Source organism: Actinosynnema sp. NPDC023587, from assembly GCF_040640215.1.
Taxonomy (GTDB): Bacteria; Actinomycetota; Actinomycetes; order Mycobacteriales; family Pseudonocardiaceae; genus Actinosynnema.
Genome location: NZ_JBFABG010000003.1, coordinates 508,250 through 527,744 on the forward strand (window position 1 = coordinate 508,250; position 19,495 = coordinate 527,744).

General features: G+C 73.4%; 14 protein-coding genes. 3 read left to right on the plus strand and 11 right to left on the minus strand.

Translation table 11 applies throughout. From position 1 onward, the window contains the following. Positions 1 to 3 precede the first annotated feature (3 nt). The 9 genes from AB0G01_RS11205 to AB0G01_RS11245 form a co-directional block, all read right to left on the minus strand. Positions 4 to 2,490 (minus strand): SDR family NAD(P)-dependent oxidoreductase, encoded by a 2,487-nt coding sequence (locus AB0G01_RS11205; protein ID WP_360942709.1) that lies wholly within the window; start codon positions 2,488 to 2,490, stop codon positions 4 to 6. Between the two features lie 14 nt (positions 2,491 to 2,504). Next, entirely contained in the window at positions 2,505 to 6,590 is a 4,086-nt protein-coding gene (locus AB0G01_RS11210) for a beta-ketoacyl synthase N-terminal-like domain-containing protein (RefSeq protein ID WP_360942712.1), read from the minus strand. Next, a complete protein-coding gene (locus AB0G01_RS11215) occupies positions 6,587 to 7,429 on the minus strand; it encodes an SDR family oxidoreductase (protein ID WP_360942715.1) in 843 nt (280 codons plus the stop codon). The genes AB0G01_RS11210 and AB0G01_RS11215 overlap by 4 nt, the downstream gene beginning before the upstream one ends. A 3-nt stretch (positions 7,430 to 7,432) precedes the next feature. Continuing rightward, positions 7,433 to 8,104: a phosphopantetheine-binding protein gene (locus tag AB0G01_RS11220; RefSeq protein WP_360942718.1), complete on the minus strand. Its 672-nt coding sequence runs from the start codon at positions 8,102 to 8,104 to the stop codon at positions 7,433 to 7,435. 67 nt (positions 8,105 to 8,171) lie between these two features. Then, entirely contained in the window at positions 8,172 to 8,927 is a 756-nt protein-coding gene (locus AB0G01_RS11225; RefSeq protein ID WP_360942721.1) for an ABC transporter permease, read from the minus strand. After that, positions 8,899 to 9,831 (minus strand): ABC transporter ATP-binding protein, encoded by a 933-nt coding sequence (locus AB0G01_RS11230; RefSeq protein ID WP_360942724.1) that lies wholly within the window; start codon positions 9,829 to 9,831, stop codon positions 8,899 to 8,901. Before AB0G01_RS11230 ends, AB0G01_RS11225 begins: the two co-directional genes overlap by 29 nt. A gap of 30 nt (positions 9,832 to 9,861) precedes the next feature. Then, positions 9,862 to 10,479: a hypothetical protein gene (locus tag AB0G01_RS11235; protein ID WP_360942727.1), complete on the minus strand. Its 618-nt coding sequence runs from the start codon at positions 10,477 to 10,479 to the stop codon at positions 9,862 to 9,864. Between the two features lie 163 nt (positions 10,480 to 10,642). After that, entirely contained in the window at positions 10,643 to 11,644 is a 1,002-nt protein-coding gene (locus AB0G01_RS11240; RefSeq protein WP_360942730.1) for a ParB/RepB/Spo0J family partition protein, read from the minus strand. Positions 11,645 to 11,947: 303 nt separating this feature from the next. Further along, complete coding sequence (locus AB0G01_RS11245) at positions 11,948 to 12,730, minus strand: PIG-L family deacetylase (RefSeq protein WP_360942733.1); 783 nt, start codon at positions 12,728 to 12,730, stop codon at positions 11,948 to 11,950. Positions 12,731 to 12,876: 146 nt separating this feature from the next. Between AB0G01_RS11245 and AB0G01_RS11250 the strand changes: the two genes are divergently transcribed. After that, positions 12,877 to 13,815, plus strand: coding sequence for a putative sugar O-methyltransferase (locus AB0G01_RS11250; protein ID WP_360942736.1), 939 nt, complete (start codon positions 12,877 to 12,879; stop codon positions 13,813 to 13,815). On the opposite strand, the gene AB0G01_RS11255 is transcribed toward AB0G01_RS11250, so the two are convergent. Further along, a complete protein-coding gene (locus AB0G01_RS11255) occupies positions 13,804 to 14,232 on the minus strand; it encodes a MarR family transcriptional regulator (RefSeq protein ID WP_360942739.1) in 429 nt (142 codons plus the stop codon). The genes AB0G01_RS11250 and AB0G01_RS11255 overlap by 12 nt on opposite strands. A 52-nt stretch (positions 14,233 to 14,284) precedes the next feature. Between AB0G01_RS11255 and AB0G01_RS11260 the strand changes: the two genes are divergently transcribed. Next, positions 14,285 to 14,860 carry a TIGR03086 family metal-binding protein gene (locus AB0G01_RS11260; protein WP_360942742.1) on the plus strand — a complete coding sequence of 192 codons (576 nt, stop codon included), beginning with the start codon at positions 14,285 to 14,287 and terminating at the stop codon, positions 14,858 to 14,860. A gap of 51 nt (positions 14,861 to 14,911) precedes the next feature. Here AB0G01_RS11260 and AB0G01_RS11265 read toward each other — a convergent pair whose 3' ends face one another. Then, a complete protein-coding gene (locus AB0G01_RS11265; protein ID WP_360942745.1) occupies positions 14,912 to 15,940 on the minus strand; it encodes a hypothetical protein in 1,029 nt (342 codons plus the stop codon). 277 nt (positions 15,941 to 16,217) lie between these two features. Between AB0G01_RS11265 and AB0G01_RS11270 the strand changes: the two genes are divergently transcribed. Next, positions 16,218 to 19,187 (plus strand): BTAD domain-containing putative transcriptional regulator, encoded by a 2,970-nt coding sequence (locus AB0G01_RS11270; RefSeq protein ID WP_360942748.1) that lies wholly within the window; start codon positions 16,218 to 16,220, stop codon positions 19,185 to 19,187. Positions 19,188 to 19,495: the final 308 nt, after the last annotated feature.

Consider the following 19,495-nt stretch of genomic DNA (forward strand, 5'->3'; position numbering starts at 1 on the left):
CGGTCACCCGGCGGTGCGCGCCGGCGGCGTCAGCTCCAGCCCGCGCACCTCGACCAGGACGCTGCCGAACGAGTCGGTCACCGTGACGTCCAGCGCCGGGTCGAGCGCGTCGAGCACCGCCCAGCCCTCGGCCCGCGCGTCGCCGAGCCCGGCCCGCACGACCAGCTCGGCGATCGCGGTGGGCAGGCCGCCGGGCGGCGGCGCGGTCTTCGCGGCCAGCGCCTGGAGGGCGAGGTCGAGCAGCCCGATGTTGAAGTACGACCGGCCGCGCGCGTCGGCGTTCCACCCCCGCTGGGCGCGCAGCTCGACGTGCCGCACGCCGGCCTCGTCGCCGAGGCACCGCCCCAGGCCCTGGAACGCGGGCCCGTAGGAGATCCCGATCGCGGCCAGGTCGAGGCCACCGGTGATCGGGACCGGCCACAGGCCGCCGGACACGGCGATGTCCGGGTGCGCCGGCACCGGGGTCAGGTCCACCTCCGCGCGGGCGTGCTCCAGGGACCGGGGCACCCACGTGCCGTCCGGCAGGACCGCCGAGCTGCGCACCACGACCCGCAGGGTGCGCGGACCGGTCCGGTCGACCGTGATCCGCACCGGCCGGCGGCGGTCGGCGGCCGGCACCAGCGGCTGCCGCACCCGCAGGTCCCGGATGGTGAAACCGCTGTCCTCCCGGTGCACGACCCCGACGGCCTGGCAGACCAGCTCCACGAAGGCGGCCACCGGCAGCCGCGCCGAGTTGCCCACCCGGTGGTCGGCGAACGCCCGGTCGAGGTCGGGCAGGTAGGTCCACCGCGCCTCCCAGTGGCCGGGCGCGGCCTCGGCGACCGCGTCGACCAGGCGGAACCCGGTGGACCCGGCGGATCGCGCCGGCGCGATCCGGCGGGTGGCGGTGAACTCGGCGGGCAGGTCCTCGTACCCGATGGTCACCTGCGGCACGTGCGCCGGGCTGCGCAGCAGGGCTTCCGCCCACGCCACGCCCTCGGCCACCCCCATGAACCCGACCCCCCGGTGTTCGAGCGCGAGCCGGGAGGACGACCGGACCGCCAGCCCCACCTCGTCCCACGCGGGCCAGGCCACCGAGCGGACCCGCGCGGCGGGCAGCTCGACCGCGAGCCGGTGGGCCAGGACCGTGAAGAACTCGTTGGCCCCGGAGTAGTCGACCTGGCCCGCGTTGCCGAACGTGGCGGCGGCCGAGCCGAACAGCAGGACCAGCCGGGTCGCGTCGCCCAGCAGCGGGCTGAGGTTGTACAGGCCGTTGACCTTGACCGCGAACGTCCGCCGCCAGGACTCCGCGGTCTTGTCGCCCAGCGCCCTGCTGTGCTCCACGCCCGCGCCGTGCAGCAGCGCGGTCGGCGCGCCCGGACCGGCCAGCAGCTCCTGGCAGAACCGGCGGGTCGCGTACGCGTCGGTGAGGTCGAGCGGGACGTACTCGGCCCGCGCGCCCAGCTCCCGCACCCGGGCCACGGTGCGCAGCGACTCCAGCGAGTGGGCGATCTTGCGCCAGTGCCGCTCGAACACCGCCGGGGTCAGCGCCGGGTCGTGCTCCCGCATGGCCCGGAACTGGCGCAGCCGGTGGCCGTCGAGCTCCTCGGCGGACATGGTCAGCAGGTAGTCGCGGTCCGAGGTGCCCAGCGCGGCGCGCACGTCGACCAGCGGCGACGCGCCGACCAGCAGGTAGCGGCACGGCACCCGGGACGCCAGGGAGAGCACCACCTCGGCGGTCACGCCGCGCGCACCGCCGGTGGCCAGCACGAGGCTGTCGCCGTCGAGCGGCAGCGGCCGGTCCGCGCCGGGCAGGTCGGCCGGCCGCCCGTACGCGGGGGTCAGCACGGTGGTCGTCTCCTCCTCGCCGGTCCAGCCGGACTCGACGTGGCCCCGCCGGTCGTCGGCGGCCAGGTCGAGCAGCCGGTCGGCGACCGCGCCCGGGGGCAGCGACGGCGGCACGTCGAGCACCACCGTGCGGACCCCGGGCAGCTCGCCGCGCACCGCGCGGGTCACCCCGTGCAGCACCCCGATCAGCGGGTCGACGGTGCGCGCGCCGGAGCTGCCGAAGCGGCCGTCCGACCGGGTCACCACCGCGAACCCGACGCCCGTGCGGTCCTTCCACCGCCGGCCCAACGGCGTGAGGACGGCGAACAGCGCCCGCGCGAGGCCCTGGGCGTACAGGCCGTCGACGGGTGAGAGCGGGTCGGCGGGGCGGGCGCGGGCGGTGTAGCCGGTCAGGAAGAACACCCAGTCGGGGCCGCTCCCCTCGGCCACCCGCCGGGCCAGCTCCTCGGCGGTCACCTCGCGGCCCCAGCGGACGGGGCTGTGCGCCGGGGTGGCCTCCCGCACCGACACGGCGTCCACCTCGACGCCGTCGGCCGCCAGCAGGGCCGTGACCTCGGGGGCGAGACCGCTCCCGTCGGACACCACGAGCACCCGCCGGCCGGGGAAGCCCCGTCGGGCGGGCGGGCGGTCGCCGGGAACCGGCACGGGCACCAATCCGTACACAGTGGACACTCCTCTCAGCCCGCGCCGACGGCGGCGGGCGGGGCGGGTCGCCGGGGCCGGCCGGCCGGCCGGTCGGCGAGACCCAGTACCCAGAGCTGGGCCCAGGCCCGGCGCAGGTGCGCCGCCTCGCCGCCCTTGGGGTGCACGAGGGACACCGTGCGGACGTCCGGGCGGTCGGCGAGCAGTTCCGCGACCAGCCCGGTCAGCGCCCGCTTCGGGCCGACCTCGACGAACGTGCGCGCGCCCCGGCCGTAGGCGTCCTCGACCATCGCCTGGAAGTCGACCGGTGCGACGAACTGCCGCGCCAGGCTGTCCCGCACCCGGTCGGCGTCCGCCGCGTCGGGGTAGGGCCGCGACGTCAGCGTCTCGTAGACCGGTCCGCGCGGCCCGCGCACCGGCACGCCGCCGAGGTGGTGGCGGTAGTCCGGCACCGCGTCCCGCGCGAGCGGCGAGTGGAAGGCGCGCTCGATGGGCAGCGGCCGGCCGTCGACCCCGTCGAGCGCCGCCCGGCCCAGGACCCGGCCCACCGCGTCGGCGTAGCCCGCGACGACGGTCTGGCCGGGGCCGTTCCGGTTGGCCACCACCACGTCCGGGTGGTCGGTCCCGATCAGCTCCGCCACCCGCGCAGCCGACGTGAACAGGACGGCCATCGCCTGCCCGCGCCCCCGCCCGCGCACCCCGGCGGCGAACCGGCCCCGGTGGTGCGCCGTGCGCAGCGCGTCGGCGAACGACAGCGACCCGGCCGCGTGCAGCGCGCTCAGCTCGCCGAAGCTGTGGCCCAGGCGCAGGTCCGGCCGCACGCCCCGGGCGGCGAGCCAGTCCTCCAGCACCTTGCTCACCAGCAGCGTCGCGACCTGGCAGTGCTCGGTGGCCGCGAGCCAGCGGGTGCCGCGCTCCTCGTCGGACCGCCAGAACGCGTCCACGAGGTCGGGCACGTCGTCCGCGAGCGCCGCCGCCGCCTCGGCCACCACCTCGGCCACGCCGGGGACCAGCGCGCCCGCCGACCGCAGCATCCCGTGGTACTGGCTGCCCTGGCCGGGGTAGAGGAAGCACACGCCGCCGGGCGGGCCGCCCGCGACGTGTACGCCGGCGGCCTCCCAGCGCGGCGGCCGGCCGGCGGCGGTGGCCGCCAGGTGCAGCCGCGCCGCCCGCCGGGCCGCCGCCGCGTCCCCCGCGACCGCCATCCGGTGCGGCAGGGACTCGTCGACCTCCGACGGCGGCGGACCGCCCTCGGCGAAGGCCGCGAGGTCGTCCGCGAGCCCGCCCGGGTCGTCCGCCGACCACAGCGACGCGACCGCCGGCGGGAGGTACTCCTCCAGGATCGCGTGGTAGTTGATGCCGGCCAGGCCGAAGGCGTTCACCGCCGCGCGCCGGGGCGCGTCCCCGGCCGCCGGCCACGGCCGGGACTCGCTGAGCACCTCGAAGCGGCGCTGGTCGAGCCGGAGCGCGCGGTGCGGGGTCCGGAAGCCCGGCGTCGGCACCAGCGTCCGGTGGCGCAGGCACAGGATCGTCTTGATGACCGCCGTCATGCCGGCCGCCGCCTTCTGGTGCCCGACGTTGCCCTTCACGCTGCCCAGGTAGACGGTCTCGCGGTTGCCGAGCGTCCCGGCCAGCGCCTCGACCTCGGACCTGTCCCCCAGCGCGGTCGCCGCGCCGTGCCCCTCCACGTAGCTCACCGTCGACGGGTCGATCCCGGACAGCTCGTAGGTGCGCCGCATCGCCAGCGCGCGCCCCTCGGCGCTGGGCGCGAGCAGGCTGCGCCCCTTGCCGTCGCTGCTGCCGGACACCTCGCGCAGCACGGCGAGCACCTGGTCGCCGTCGCGCTCGGCGTCGGCCAGCCGCTTGAGCGCGACCAGGCCCGCGCCCGCGCCGATGATGAACCCGTCGCCGTCCGCGTCGTAGGGCCGGCCGACCGCCTGGGCGCTCAACGCCCGGATCGCCGCGAGCATCGTGTGGTTCACCAGGCCCACGCCGCCGCAGACCGCGCCGCACAGCACGAAGTCCAGCGTCCCGGCCCGCAGCTCCTGCGCGGCCAGCGAGAGCGCGGTGAGGCCGGTCGCGCACGCCGCCCGCACCCCGTAGCTCTTGCCGCGCAGGTCGAACGCCGTGGCGAGGCTGGACGCGAGGGTCGAGCCGAACCCGGAGACCGTGGTGTCCTGGTCGACCACCCGCAGCCGCAACGCCGGGTCGTGCCACAGCTCGTCCCGCAGCTCGCGCCACGGCGCGTCGACACCGCGCTGCCGGGCCAGCTTCCGCAGCCCGCGCAGCCACGGCACGAACCGGATGGACGCCTGGAGCTCGAACTGCCGGTCGGAGTCGAGCAGGTGGCCGATCACGCACCCCGCGCGCTCGCGGTCCACCTTGGCCAACGCGGTGTCGAGGGCGGTGGCCAGGTTGCCGGCGCAGGCGATCAGCAGCAGCAGCTCGTCGGTGAGGCCCGGCACCTGGTTGGGCAGGATGCGGAACCTCCGGTTGTCCAGCCGGCGCGGCACCTCCGCCGTCGCCACCCGGTCCAGGTAGGTGGTCGCCCTGCGCAGCGCCGGGTCGGACCAGAAGAGGTCGAACCCGGGCACGACCTCGCGCAGGTCGCGGCTGCGGGCCACCCCCGCCTCCAGGTTGCGCCAGAACGACTCCAGGTCGTGCGCGTCGGGCGCGACCGCCTCCATCGCCACCACGGCCACCGGCTCCCGCCTCGGCCGGGTGGTCGCGGGCGCGGGCGCGCCGTCGTCCTGCTCGAAGAGCAGGTGGTAGTTGATGCCGCCGTAGCCGAACGCGCTCACCCCGACGCGCAGCGGCCGGCCCTCGACCCGGCGCACCGCCGCGACGTCCCGCTGGAGCCGCAACCGGTCCCCGGCCGCCACCGCCTCGGGGCGCGGCTCGCCGACACCGACCGTGGGCGGCAGTTTCCCCTGTTGGAACAGGAACATCGCGCGCAGCATCCCGACCAGGCCCGCGCTCTCGACGGTGTGCCCGACCATGCTCTTCGCCGAGCCGTACGGCAGCGGGTACGACCGGGGCACGGAGCCGTAGGTGTCGAGCATCGCCGCGATCTCCACGCCGTCCCCGACGGCCGTGGACGTGCCGTGCGCCTCGACGTAGTCGACGTCACCCGGGCCGAACGCCACGCCCTCGAACGCCTTGCGGATCGCCCTCGCCTCCGCCTCGGCCGACACCGACCACGTGGACGTGGTGCGGCCGTTGGAGCTGTACCCGATGCCGCGGATGACGCCGAGCACCCGCCGGCCGTCGCGGCGGGCGTCCGCCAGGCGCACCAGCGCCACCAGCACCCCGCCCTCGCCGGGCACCAGGCCGTCCGCGCGCGCCCCGAACGGGAAGCTGCCGGTCCGGGACAGCGTGCGCGACTCGGAGTTCCCGACGAACAGGTCCGGCGACAGCATCCCGACCGCGAGGACCAGCGCGGCGTCGAACTCGCGCTGCTCCAGCCCCTGGCACGCGGCGTGCACCGCGGCGAGCGAGCTCGCGCACGCCGCGTCGATGCCGTAGTGGGTGCCGCGCAGGTCGAAGTAGTTGGCGATCCGGCCGCCGAGCGTCTCGGACTCGCCGTTGAGCCCGAGGTCCTCGCGCTTGTCCGGGAACAGCTCCCGGTACCGCTCGCCGTACTCGGCGAGCACGTCGGCGAGCTCGCCCCGGCGGTGCCGCACGGCCTGCTCCCACTGGTGGCTGAGGGTGTGCGCGACCGCGCTGATCCGGCTGGTCACCCCGCCGTCGACGTTGGCCACCAGGACCGCCGTCGCCGCGCGCGGCAGGGATGCGTCCCGCTCGCACCGGTCGACGACCCGGCGGGCCAGCTCCATGCCCAGCAGGTGCACCGGGTCCATCCGGTCCAGCACCTTGGGCGCGATGCGGAACGGCGTCCGGTCGAACTCCCAGGTGTCCAGGAAGCCGCCGATGTTGCTGTAGGAGGTGTTGGCGCGGCCCCCGGCGGCGCGGTCGAACACCTCCGCGCCGCGCCAGAAGGCGTCGTCCGCCTCCCGGATCGAGGAGACGGAGTCCCCGATGTTGCGGTGGAACTGCGCCAGGTCCGCCGCGCCGGGCAACACGCACTCGGCCGCCACCACGGCAACGGGCTCCGCGGTCATCGCTCCCCCTTCGGTGTGGTCGACGCCCGGTGTCCGCCGCCGGCGCGGTGGAGCGGGCCGAACAGGTCCGGCCGGTGCAGGCTGCTCAGCCACCCGCCGTCCACGTTCACCACCTGACCGGTGACGTAGTCGGCCGCGGGCGTGCACAGCAGGAGCGCGGTCTCCGCCACCTTCAGCAGCGGCGGCGCGCCCATCGGGGCCTCCTCCCGCGCGATCTTGAGGAAGGCGTCGGCGGTGGCGAAGTAGCGCAACGACAGGGTGCGCACGGCGGTCGTCCGCAGCGCGTTCACCGAGATGCCCCGGTCGGCGAACTCGTGGGCCAGCGAGCGCACCAGCGCCTCGGAGGCCGCCTTCGCCGCACCGACCAGGCCGTAGCCGCCGGGCGTCGCCATGATCGAGCCCATGCTGCTCAGGTAGAGGACCTTGCCGCCACGGGGCATCAGCGGACCCAGGTGCCGCGCCAGCGCGATCAGCGAGTAGGAGTTGATCCGCATCGCGCGCTCGAACTTGTCGTACCCCGCCTCGGCGATCGGCGACGCCGCACCGCCGGCGGCGCAGTGCACCAGGACGTCCAGGCGGCCGAACCGCTCCCGCACCAGCGCGGCCAGCTCGGCGACGTGCTCCTCCAGCCCGACGTCGGCGCGGACGTAGACCGCCCGGCCGCCCGCCTCCCGGATCGACCGCGCCACCAGGCGTCCGTCGACGGGGCTGCCGGCCGAGTTGACCACCACCCGCGCGCCCTGCCCGCCGAACAGCTCGGCGATGCCGCGACCGATCCCCCGGCTGCTGCCCGTGACCAGCGCCACCCGGTCGGCGAACCCGGGCAAGTCGGTGCGCACCGGCTATCCCGCCGAGGAGACGCGGTCGGCGACGTAGCCGGCGAGCTTGCCGATCGTGGCGTAGTCGCCGATCTGGAAGTCCTCGTCCATGGTGAGGCCGTACTCCTCCCGGATTCGCGCCACGGCGTGGACCTGCTTGACCGAGTCGATGCCCAGGTCCACCTCCAGGTCCAGGTCCTCGTCCAGGACCTCCGGCGGGTAGCCGCTCGCCTCCGCGATCACCTCCACCAGGCGCTGCTTGACCTGGCCGACATCGCGCCCGGCCGGTGCCGGCTCGTCCGGCTCGTCGTCCGGGTCGAAGAAGTCGATCGACGTGGCCGCTCCCGCCTGCGCCGCAACGGTTCCCGTCGCCGCCGACCCGGCCGGCGGCGCGGTGACGGGTGCGGGTGCGGGTGCGGTGGGCGGTGGCTCGGTCCGGGGCTGCCCGACGGCGGCCGGCGGCGGCGCGGGCGCGGGCCGTTCGGGCAGGGCAGCGCGGGGTGCGGGCACGTCGTCCACCACACCGCTGATCACCGCCCAGGTGTCCAGCATCAGCCGCCCCCACCGGGCCGGGTCGCCCTGGAAGGACCGGAGGAAGCGCCGGTCCGCGCGGTCCAGGAACTCGTCGCCGAACAGCACGCGCACGGCGAGCTGGACCTGGACCGGTACGGCCTCTTCGGTGGACGTCTCCGACATCACTGCTCCTCATCGTGCGCACGGGTCCGCGACCACGCCTCCGACGAACCGGACGACCCGGCGGACCTCAGGCGGATTTCCACTGCATCTTGAAACCGGTGAACCACAGGGCCAGCGCGGCGAGTGCGGCGAGCACCCCCGCGTCCAGCCAGAGCCGTCCGGTCACCGGACCGATCAGCACCTGGCGCACCGCGTCCGCCGCATAGCTGCTCGGGCTGAAGTCGCTCAGCCGCAACAGCCATTCCGGCAGCCGGTCCGGCGGCAGCACCACCGGTCCGGCGAACAGCATCAGGATCGTCGCCATCAACGTCAGCGAGCCGGCTTCCTCGGGAGTTCGCGCGGTGATCCCGATGAACGCACCGATACCGGCCAGCGACAACACGCAGAGCGGAATCACGAGCACCACCAGCGGGCTCACGCTCAGCGTCACCCCGAGCAGCGCCGAACCGGCGACCACGGTCACCACGAGCGCCGGCAGGGAGAGCACGAAGAACGCCAGGACCGTCGCCACGATCACCATGAAGCGGTGCACCGGCAACGTCGCCAGGAAGTCGAGCGTACCCACCTGCTTCATGAAGGAGAAGTTCTGCGCCACCTTGTTCTGGTTCTCGAACATCAGCGCCAGGACGATGCTGCCGGTCAGCACGTGGGCGATCGCGGCCGGGCCGCTGCCCTTCGCCAGCGCCCCCATCGCCAGTGCGCTCAACAACGGCGTCACCATCCCGGTGACCACCATGCCGCGCCAGGACCAGCGCCAGTTCGAGAGCTGCATCAGGCCCAGGTCGACGAATTGGTCAATGAGCGTCGGTCTCTTGGTGTCCATTCGCATAGTGCAGGTACAAATCTTCCAGTGTCGCCGAATAGAGTCTGAAATCGAGGGCGTCGACCGGGCCGAGCTCGGCCAGCAGCGACGGGACCCGCGCCGCGTCCACGGTCGCCACCAGGGCGTCCTCGGACGTCCGGCGGTAGACCAGGTCTGCGGGCAGCTCCGGCAGCCGGCCGCCGGGGAAGCCGACCTCCAGCCGCATCCGGTTGCGCAGCACGCGCTTGAGCTCGGCCGGCGGCCCGATCGCGGTGAACGAGCCGCCGCGCATGATCCCGACCCGCTGCACGATCCGCTCCGCCTCGATCGCGTCGTGCGTGATGAAGATGATCGTGGTCCCGTGCTCGGCGTTGACCGCCCGCAGCACCTCCCACACGTGCTTGCGGTTCACCGGGTCCAGGTCGTTGGTCGGCTCGTCGAGCACCACCACCGGCAGCCGGCCGGCCATGGCGATCGCGAGTTGCAGCAGCCTGCGCTGCCCGCCCGACAGCCGGGAGCTCGACGTGCCCCGGATACCGCCCAGCCGCCACGTCTCCAGCGCCGCGTCCCGCTCGCGGACCGCGTCCCGCCGGGTCAGCCCGCGCAGGTGGGCCACGAAGTAGAGGGCCTCGGCCACGGTCAGCCGGTTGAGCGCCGCGCTGCTCTGCGGCATGTACCCGACCGTCCTGGCCACCCGCACCGGGTCCCGGTCGACCGGCTCGCCGAACAGCCGGATCACGCCCGAGGTGGGCCGCAGCAGGTTCACGAGCTGCCGGACCAGGGTGCTCTTCCCCGCGCCGTTGTCGCCGAGGATGCCGAAGATCTCCCCGCGCCCGATGTCGAGCGAGACGTGGTCCGTCGCCGGTTCGGCCCGGCCCCGGTAGTACTTCACCAAGTCGTCGACCTCGTAGACGACCTCCGCCACCGCCACCTCTTCCGTCGTCGGTCCGCACGGTCAGAGTTCGCGGTGGATGCTGTGCTTGACGTCGAGCGCCAGCCGCTCCTCGGGAACCCGACCCCGGTACCGTTCCGCCTGCTTCTCGTAGTACTCGAACTTCCGGTCGACCTGGATGCGCTCGGTGGCCACCGCCGCCATGACCTCGCCGGGGGTGATCGTCGTCAGCGCGTCCGCGCCGACCGGGATTTCCAACCGCTTCAAGAGGATCGTCTCCTCGATCGCCGGGTCGTAGGTGTAACCGCCCGGCACCAACCGGGTTTCGTGGCTGCCGAAATCCACCGTGTAGTCCGCGCCGCCCACCTCGACCTCCAGGGCCAGGTGCGCGGTCGACGGGCCGAAACCCGGAACCCGCCGCTCGTGGTAGACGACCACCGGCCGAATCCCGTGCCGGTGCAAAATCGCGCAGGCCACCAGGGTCCGGTCCGGGCAGGGCCCGAAAGCCAGCGTGTCCCCGTCCGCCAGGATCTGCCGGACGGTCCGCCGGGCGTACACCCGGCGGATCCGCTCCGGCGTCCAGACGGATTTCACGACGGCCTGGTGGATGAAGTCCACGACGCCGATCAGGACGTCCGATCCGGTGCCGCACAAGGTCGGCAGGAAAACTCCGTCGGTCATGCACATCCCCCTGGGTGCGAGCCGATCCCGGTCGCCGGGCCGCGCCGGTGTCCGGCACGGCGGTCGGCCGGGTGAACCGTCTGCACTACCGGCCGGGCGCGGTGGCGTTCAACTGCGCGTCATGCCCAGTTGAACGCCACCACGACCGCCGTTCACCGGACCGTCACCACCCGGCGGGTCGCCGCACGTCCACTTCCGCCGGCTGCGCGCGGCCCGCCAGCCCGTGGCCGAACCGGGCCCACATCCGGGCGCACTCGCCCGCCGCCCGCACCAGCCCGTCCCCGCAGTGCGCCGGGACGCTCTCCACGAAGCGCGACCACTCCGCTTCGTCGATGCGGTGCGCGCCGAGCAACCTCAGCAGCGTCCGCCCGACCTCGCTGAAGCGCAAGGCCGGGTCCTTGCACAACTCCTCGAACAACTCGTTGAAGCGCTCGTCGACCGCGTGGTCCGCCGGGGCGAGGGCGCGCACGGCGGCGAGCCCGTCGGATCGCGGCACGGGCACCCGGACGCCCCGGAGCTTCGGGGGAACCACGTCCTGCCCCCGGCGCAACCGGTCGCGCACGTCCTTGGCGGTGCCCAGCCCGATCCCCGCGGCGGCGGCGATCTCGCGCAGCGACGCCCCGGGCCGCGACGTGATCAACGCCGCGGCGCGCTCGCGCCCCTGCACCGGGTCGAGCGGCCGGGACTTGCCGTCCAGCCCGACCCGGGCCGGCAGGTCGCCGCGGTCCGGCCCGGACCTCCGCAGCGACGCGACGACCTTGGACGACAGGCCGCTGATCGCCGCCACCTTCCGGTCCGACCAGTCCGGGTGGGAGGCGATGATCCGCGCCGCCGCGGCGGTGCGGTCGGCCTGTGAGAGCGGCAACCCGTGCCGGACGTTGACCCGCACCGAGTGGACGAACGCGTCCGCCGGGTCGCCGTCGAAGAAGCGGACCGGGATGGTCCGGTCCCCGCGCAGCCGCGCCGCGCTGAGCCGGTGCGCGCCGTCGACCACCTCCATGCTCGACTTCAACACCGTGATCGGCGGCAACTCCCCCTCGGTCTCCGCGAGCAACTGGACGTGCTCCGGGTCTTCGCCCCCGCGCCGGGGCGACTGCCCGACGCGCAGCAGGTGGACCGGCACCCGCACGGCCGCCGCCCCGTCCGGACCGGCGGCCGGCCGCACCGGGTCATTGCCGGCAAAGCGCACGGCACCAGGTCTTCCGATGATTTCGGTACCTTCGAACAACTTCCCCCCCATATCTTTGGCACGCCGAATGCACGCATTACCGCAAGCGGTAGCCCGGCGCCGTCCAACATGGTGTTCCCGATCCACGCTAGCGCGGAGACCGACATATCGCCACGACTTCAGGGGCCCTGACCCGTGACCGGGCGAGTCCGGAAGTCGACCGGCGCGGCGGTGCCGACCGGCGGTTCGTCCGAAGAGGACGAATGTCCTCGGCGCATTCGACGGAAGGGCTCGGGGGGATCAGCGCTGGAAAATGTCCGTGGCCCGGCGGGCCGCCGGTGGGCGGGTCGGGTCGACGAACCACTCACGGCCGAGCAGCGCGCCGAACACCCGTGGCGGGAGCCGGACGAGCACCCGCAGCAGCGGCGCGATCCGACCGCCTCCGGTGACCTCGGAGCGGTGCGCGGCCAGCGCCGCCTGCTTCTGCCGGGCGAACCGCCGGACGTCGACGCGGTGGGTGATGGCGGAACTCGCGCTGTACGCGGCCTGGAGCGCGTCGGCGTCGAAGCGGAACGGGATGCGCAGCGCGCGCACCGCCCGCACCAGGCGGACGACCACGTCACGGGGCATGGTCGCCTCCAGCACGGTGGCCACGCCGGCCAGTTCGGCGGCGCGTTTGCCCACTTCGTGGACCTTCACGTGGTCACGGTGGCCGTAGCCACCGCAGGGGTCGTAGCTGAGCAGCAGGTCGGCGCGCTCGGCCCGGAGGATCTCGGCGAGCCGCCCGGCGGCCTCCTCGGTGGCGGCCCGGACGAACCGCTGCCGCCCCGGCGGGTCGGGCAGCAGGACCGGCCCGTGGCCGCTGCCCGCGTAGCCCAGGTGCTCGACCCGGTGCACCCCGAGCACCGCCGCGCTGGACCGCAGCTCCCCGATCCGGGTGGAGCTCGCCCCGGCCGCTCCCATGTGGTCGGTGGCCACCACGACGACCACCCGGTGCCCTTCCGCCGCCGCCCGCGCCAGCGTGCCGCCGGTCAGCAGCACCTCATCGTCGGGGTGGGCGTGGAATGCCACGACGGTTGACATCGGCTCATTATCGGGTATCACGGACAGAGGCGTTCCGGGGGGCACCGCCACGACTACCGGGGAATCAGGCGACCGAGTCGAATCCGCCCACCGGGAATAATTCCGACAGCCGTGGAATAGTTGCTGCCGAAAACAGGGAGTACCCCATGGGAATGGACCGGCGGCGCGGTGACTTCGACCCCCGCGCACCCCTGCCACCCGGCGCGGTCGACCACCTCCGCTGGGACAACCCGATTCTGCTCGACCTGGTCCGGCGCTACCGGGAGCACGGTTCACCGGTCAACGCGCACTCGCAGTGGGCGCACTCCTTCCGCTCCGACCTGGACCTGCGCTACTTCCGGGGCGACAACTGCTACCTGCGGCAGCTCTCGAACTTCACCGGCGGCCTGGAGGCGAGCTTCACCCGCTACGCCGACTACCTGGCACCGCGCGACGCGCGCGGCCTGCTGGAGCTGGTGGCCGAGGACGGCGGTTTCGGCTGCTGGGCGGTCGACTACCGGAGACGCCGGCTGATCAGCCGGGACCTGCTCGAATCGGTCAATGAGATCGGTTTCCTGGACCGGGCCTGGAACCTGTTCGACCGGACCGGCGTGACCGTGCTGGACATCGGCGCGGGGTACGGGCGGCTGGGCCACCGGGTCGCGGAGGCGGTGCCGGGCCTGGACCGCTACTACTGCGTGGACGCGGTGCCCGAGTCCACGTTCGTCTGCTCCTACTACCTCGACCACCGGGGCGTGTCCGAGCGCGTGGCCGTGGTGCCGTTGGACGAGCTGGACTCGTTGGCCGGCAAGAGGATCGACCTGGCCGTCAACATCCACAGCTTCTCCGAGATGCCGCACGCGGCGATCCGGGCGTGGCTGGAGTGGCTGGCGGGGCACGAGGTGCCCGCCCTGTTCGTGATCTCGAACACCCGGGAGCGCGTTCTGAGCCGTGAGGCGGACAACAGCCAGCGCGACGCCACCCCGCTGCTCGCGCGGTACGGCTACCGCCGGGTCGTGGCCGAGCCGATCGTGGCCGAGCCGGCCGCGTTCGCCGACCTCGGCATCGACGACCACTTCCTGCTCTTCCGGCGGTCAGCCGGCTGACGCCCGCTCCGCGAGCTCGTCCAGCACCTCGACGAACACCCGTCGCTTCGCCGCCGGCACCGACGCCAGGAAGTCGGCTTCCACCGCGCGCACGTCGTGGCGGCACGCGGCGAGCACCGCACGTCCGTCGTCGGTCAGCGCCACCACGCGGTTGCGTCGGTCGGCCGGGTCGGGCGTGCGGCTGAGCAGTCCGCGCGCCTCCAGCCGGTCGAGGATCGGGATCAGCCGGGTCTTGTCCCGCCGCACCGCCGCCGCCAGTTCGACCTGGGTGGGCGCGGCTCCGGACTCCAGAGCGCCGAGGACGACGTACTCCCACATGTCCACGCCGTGCGCGTCGAGGACCGGCGTTTCGGCGTCGATCATCGCCCTGGTCAGCCGGGCGAACGACGCCCCGAGGTCGTGGCGCTGTCCGGTCACCGGCAGGACGATACCGCTTGACCAACTATCTACCGGAGAAGATAGTAAGCAGGTGCAGACTATTCTGGAACTCCACCGCCGCTCCCTGGCCGCGATCCGGCCGATCGTGGCGGGCATCCGGCCCGCCGACCTGGACCGCCCGACACCGTGCGCGGGCTGGGACCTGAAAGCGCTGCTGGCGCACATGATCGGCCAGGACCACGGCTTCGCCGCCGCCGCGTCGGCCGACGTCGGCGAGGACGCGTTCCGGCCCCGCGCCCCGTCGACCCGCGCGCACGAGGCCGGCCTCGCCGCCGTGACCGCCGCGTTCGCCGCCGCCGACCCCGACCGCCCGGTGCCGCTGGCCGAGTTCGAGGGCCGCCGGTTCCCGCTGCGCGCCGTGGTCGGCTTCCACCTGATCGACACCCTCGTGCATGGCTGGGACGTCGCGGTCGCGCTCGGCGACCGGACCGACTACGACGACGAACTCGTCACCGCCGCGCTCCAGCAGGCCGAACTGGTCCCGGACGGCCCGCTGCGCACCGTTCCCGGCGCGGCGTTCGCCCCGGTCCTCCCGGTCGCGGCCGACTCGACCGGCTGGAACCGCGTCCTGGCGCTGCTCGGCCGCGATCCGGACCAGGCGGCCTGACCCGGACAGCACGACCGTCCACAATGGATGCTGTCCGGGAGGTCCCTGGGCTCACGCCGACGGCGAACCACTCACCGGCACGGGGACCGGGGGCCGGTACCGCCTCGGTTCCAGCAGGTGGAGCAGCCGGTACGCGGCCCGCCGCAACTCGATCGCGGCCCGCCCGGGGCGGGCGGCCAGGCTGTCCCGGACGCGCTCGGCCAACGCGCCCGCACCCCGTGCGGCGTCCTCCAACTGCGCCACCACCGACCGGTCCGACGTGAGCCGGGGCGCGTGCCGGCGCAGCAGTTCCCGCGCCGACCCGTCCCCGAGCGCCGCGCACGTCCGCACGTCCGCCGCCGGACCCGCGAGCAGCACCGGCGTGCCGAGCGCGGCCGAGTACACCCCGACCGAGCCGTGATCGGCGATCACGTGGTCCGCCGCGACCACCGCGACCCGCCAGTCGACCTCCGGTTCGACGAGGATCAGCCCGGCGTCCCGGCAGTCGGCGAGCCACGCCCGGACCTGGCGCACGCCGTGCGCCGACCACGCGGCCGGGTGCACCAACGAGGCGACGCGCACGCCGTGCCCCGAGAGCTCGTCGAGCAGTCTCGGCACCAGGTCCTCGAACCGCGCGAGCAGCGAATCCGGTCCCCACGTCGACGCGACCACCACCAACCGCTCCTGCGGCGACACGCCCAGCGCCGCGCGGTAGTCCGGCCGCCGGGGCAGGCTCGCGACCATCCGGTCGTACCACAGGTCGCCCGCCACCACCTCCCCGTCCGGTGCGGCCGGGTCGCAGACCTGCGACGACCCGCCGGCGGACCCCGAGTCGCCGCAGTCCGCGCCGTGCGGCACCAGCAAGAGCGGCGCGTGCAGCAGGTGCACCGACCCGTGCGACGCGGCCAGCGCCAGGTCGAACCTCTCCCGGGTGGCCTGCTCCCAGGGCAGCACCACGCCGCGCGTCCCCCGCAGGAACTCGTCCACGCCCGACGAGAACGCGTCCGGGGCCCGGCAGAACGTGATCTGCACCCGTGGGTCGGATTCGATCACCTCCACCGCCTCCAGCACCCGCCGACCACCGGCGACGGTGTGCACCACGGCCAGCACCTGTCGACACCGGCGCCTGGTGACCCAACGGGACGCATCGATCCCGACCGGTGCCCGCAACCATTCGACGTCCACCACGCGGTTCCCCCTCCCACTTCCGTGGGACAAGGCTCCGACCCGTGTTTGCCGGGTAACTTGCAGTTCGCTTGCACCGCCGATCGACGCCCGCCGGTCCCCGAATTGGAGCAATACCCGCCGGGCGGCTGCGACTGTCCGACCAGTGCCCCACACTGTGTTAAACGGCGGACGCCGGCGAAGGGAGACGCTGGTGGAATTCAAGATCCTCGGGAAGACGCGATTACACATCGACGGGAATGATTTCACGCTGGGACCGACGAAACAACGGGGCCTGCTGGCATTGCTGTTGTACTACACCGGGCGCGTGGTGCCGCTCGACCGGATCGCGGGCGCGCTGTGGCGGGCGGGTGCTCCCGATGACGTGCGGGGCAAGCTCCAACCCCTGATCAGCCGCCTGCGCGGGGTGCTGAACCGGTCGGGTTCGGACGGGCGGATAGTGAAGGACGGAGACGGGTACCGATTGGTGCTCGCACCCGGGATGGTCGACTACCACCGTTTCCGCACATTAGCGGAACAAGGCCGGGAAGCGGCGGCACGGAACGACCACCGCTCGGCGAAAATTCTCCTCCGCGAGGCACTGGACCTCTGGCAGGGCCGACCGTTGCAGGAACTCGACGGACCGTGGGCCGAGCATTGCCGTGATCAGATGGAGCTCTTCGACCGGCTCGCCGCCCAGCACGTGCTGCTGGACAGCCAGCTCCAACTCGGCGAACACGTCGAGGTGATGGGCGAAGCCGGTCGGCTGACCCGCGAGCACCGGCTGGACGAGAACTTCGCCCGGCTCTACATCCAGTCGCTCGACGGATTGGGCAAGTACGCGCGGGCCGTGGAATTCCACGCCCGGTTCTGCGAGCACCTCGACGTCGAGGCGGGCACCGAGCCCGGACCCGAGCTGCGCCGCATCTACCAGGGCATCCTGCGCAAGCAGGCGGGTACCGCGCCCGACGGGTCCCCGCCCCGCCGCGAGCTGCCGCGAGAACTGCCCCGGGACATCCGGAAGTTCGCGGGCCGGGCGGACCTGCTCGCGGAGATGGACCAGGTGCTCGCGTCGGGGGCCCACGACCAGGTCGTCGCGCTGCACGGGATGCCCGGGATCGGCAAGACCCGCCTGGCCATCCGGTGGGCGCACCGCAACGCCGACCGGTTCCCGGACGGCCAACTGGTCCTGGACCTCCAGGGTTTCGGACCCGGCAACCCGCTCGCGCCGGACGACGCCATCGGCATCCTGCTGGCCAGGCTCGACACCGGGCCGGTGCCCGTGCGCCCCTCCGAACGCCGGGCCCGCCTCCGGCGCGTGCTGGAGGGCCGCAACGTCCTGATCCTCTTGGACAACGCGCGGGACAGCAACCAGGTCGGTCCCATCCTGGACGCCACGACCTCGTGCTTCACGATCATCACCAGCCGCACGCGCCCGTTCGCGCTCTCGGTGCACCACGACGCCTACGCGCTCCACGTGCCACCGCTGTCGACAGCGGAGTCCGAAGCCCTCTTACGCGACGTGATCGGCGCGGACCGCGCCAACGAGAACCCCGAAGCGGTGAACGAACTCGCCGGGAGCTCCGACGGCCACCCGCTGGCGCTGAAGATCGTCGCGCAACACGTCGCACTACGCCCCGAGACCGCGATCACGGACCTGGTGAACGACTTCAAGGCCCCCGACGGCCTGGGCGTGCTGGGTTCCTCGGACGACAGCGACGACGAGAACGCGACCCTGGCCGCCGCGTTCGCCTGGTCCTACCGGGCCCTCCCGCCCGACACCGCCCGGCTGTTCCGCCTGCTGGGCCTGCACTTCACCACCGAGTTCGGCCCCGAGGCCGCCGCCGCGCTCCTGGGCGAACCGATCAGCACGACGACCCGTCACCTGAGCACCCTGACGAAGGCCAACCTGCTCCAGTACGGCGCGACCAGGCGGTTCCGCCTGCACGACCTCCTGCACGGCTACGCGGTGGACTTGGCGAAGCACGAGAACTCCCTGTCGACCACCAAGACCGCCCTCACCGGCCTGCTCGACCACTACCTGGCCACCGCGACCGCCGCCTGCCAGCGGCTCAACCCCGACCTGTCCCCCGTGCCGCCGCTGGCCGGCCTCCCCGCCGTCGCCCCGTTCGAGAGCGACCAGCGGGCGCTGGGCTGGTTCACGCGGGAACGCGCGAACCTCGTGGCCGCGATCCCCCGGGCCGTGGGCCGGGGTTTCCCGGAACACGCCTGGCGGCTCTCCGCGAACGTCCACGAGGTTTTCGACCGACTCGGCTATTACCAGGACCTGCTCACCTGCCAGCGCGCCGCCATCAAGGCCGCGATGGTGCTGCGGGACCGGAAAGCCCAGGCGGGAACGCTCGCTGACACCGGGACCGTCCAATACCGACTGGGTCAGTACGACGAGGCCGTCGACTCGTTCGAGCAGTCGGTGGCGATCACCCGCGAGCTCGGCCTCCCCGAAATGGAGGCGATCGTCGTGCACAACCTGGCGAGCGTCCACCTGGAACGCGGCGAGGTCGGCCGGGCCGTGGCCCTGATGCGGACCGCGCTGGAATCCGCCCGGTCCCTCGGCGTGGCACCGCTCGAAGCGGCCACCCTGGAGCAGTTGGGCACCGCCCACCGCCGAATGGAGCGGGACGACGACGCGGTGGACTTCTTCGAGGCCGCCCTGGCGGCCTGGCGGAGTTGCGGCAACGCGCGCGGCGAGGGGACCACGCAGACCAAGATCGGCAGCCTGCTGCACGAGCACGGCGAGAACGAGCGGGCCCTCGCCCACCTGGCGGCGGCGCTCGCGGTGAACCGGGCCAGCGGCGACCGGCCGAGGATGATCGAAACACTGGTCGTGAAAGCGGAGGCGCACTACGACCTCGGGCAGTTCGACGACACCGTCGCCTGCGCCCGGCACGCCATCGACCTGTGCGTGGACACCGACGCCCCCAAAGATCATTTCCGGGCGTTGCACATCCTCGGCCACGCCTTCGTCGCCATCGACCGGCCCGACGACGCGGAACGCCACTGGGTGGAGGCGACCGGGCTGGCAGGCGGCCCGGAAAGCCTCGAAGAAGCCCTGCTGCTGGAGCACCTGGCCGATCTCCGGAAATCCGAACGCACCATTCCCGACCCTCGCCGGCCACGCCCGGCACTCGGGAGCGCGTCGTCCCGGGAACTACCCGCCGGATAACCCGATCCAGTTACACTCACTCGACGGCCCACAGTCTGCGACACATCTGGGTACGAATAAGCACTCACCGCATCTACACCCTCCTCATTCGGGTTAGCACTGCCACGAGTGGCTGACCTCGCGTTTTGGAATCTTCCACGTAATGTGGAATTCTGATCGCGTGATATCGCTACTCGCGAGGCTGGTCCCGGCACTGATGCTCGTTTCCGCCATGCTCTTGATCACCACGCCGACAGCCAACGCCTGGCCCACGATCATCCACAAGATCAATAACGCCGGCGGAACGTTGAAAACCCAGTAAGCGCAGG

What these genes read in the sequence shown, in the direction of transcription:
- AB0G01_RS11245 (WP_360942733.1), bottom strand. Translation starts at nt 12,730, where the DNA reads ATGTCAACCGTCGTGGCATTCCACGCCCACCCCGACGATGAGGTGCTG.
- AB0G01_RS11220 (WP_360942718.1), bottom strand. Translation starts at nt 8,104, where the DNA reads ATGTCGGAGACGTCCACCGAAGAGGCCGTACCGGTCCAGGTCCAGCTC.
- AB0G01_RS11225 (WP_360942721.1), bottom strand. Translation starts at nt 8,927, where the DNA reads ATGGACACCAAGAGACCGACGCTCATTGACCAATTCGTCGACCTGGGC.
- AB0G01_RS11250 (WP_360942736.1), top strand. Translation starts at nt 12,877, where the DNA reads ATGGGAATGGACCGGCGGCGCGGTGACTTCGACCCCCGCGCACCCCTG.
- AB0G01_RS11210 (WP_360942712.1), bottom strand. Translation starts at nt 6,590, where the DNA reads ATGACCGCGGAGCCCGTTGCCGTGGTGGCGGCCGAGTGCGTGTTGCCC.
- AB0G01_RS11235 (WP_360942727.1), bottom strand. Translation starts at nt 10,479, where the DNA reads ATGACCGACGGAGTTTTCCTGCCGACCTTGTGCGGCACCGGATCGGAC.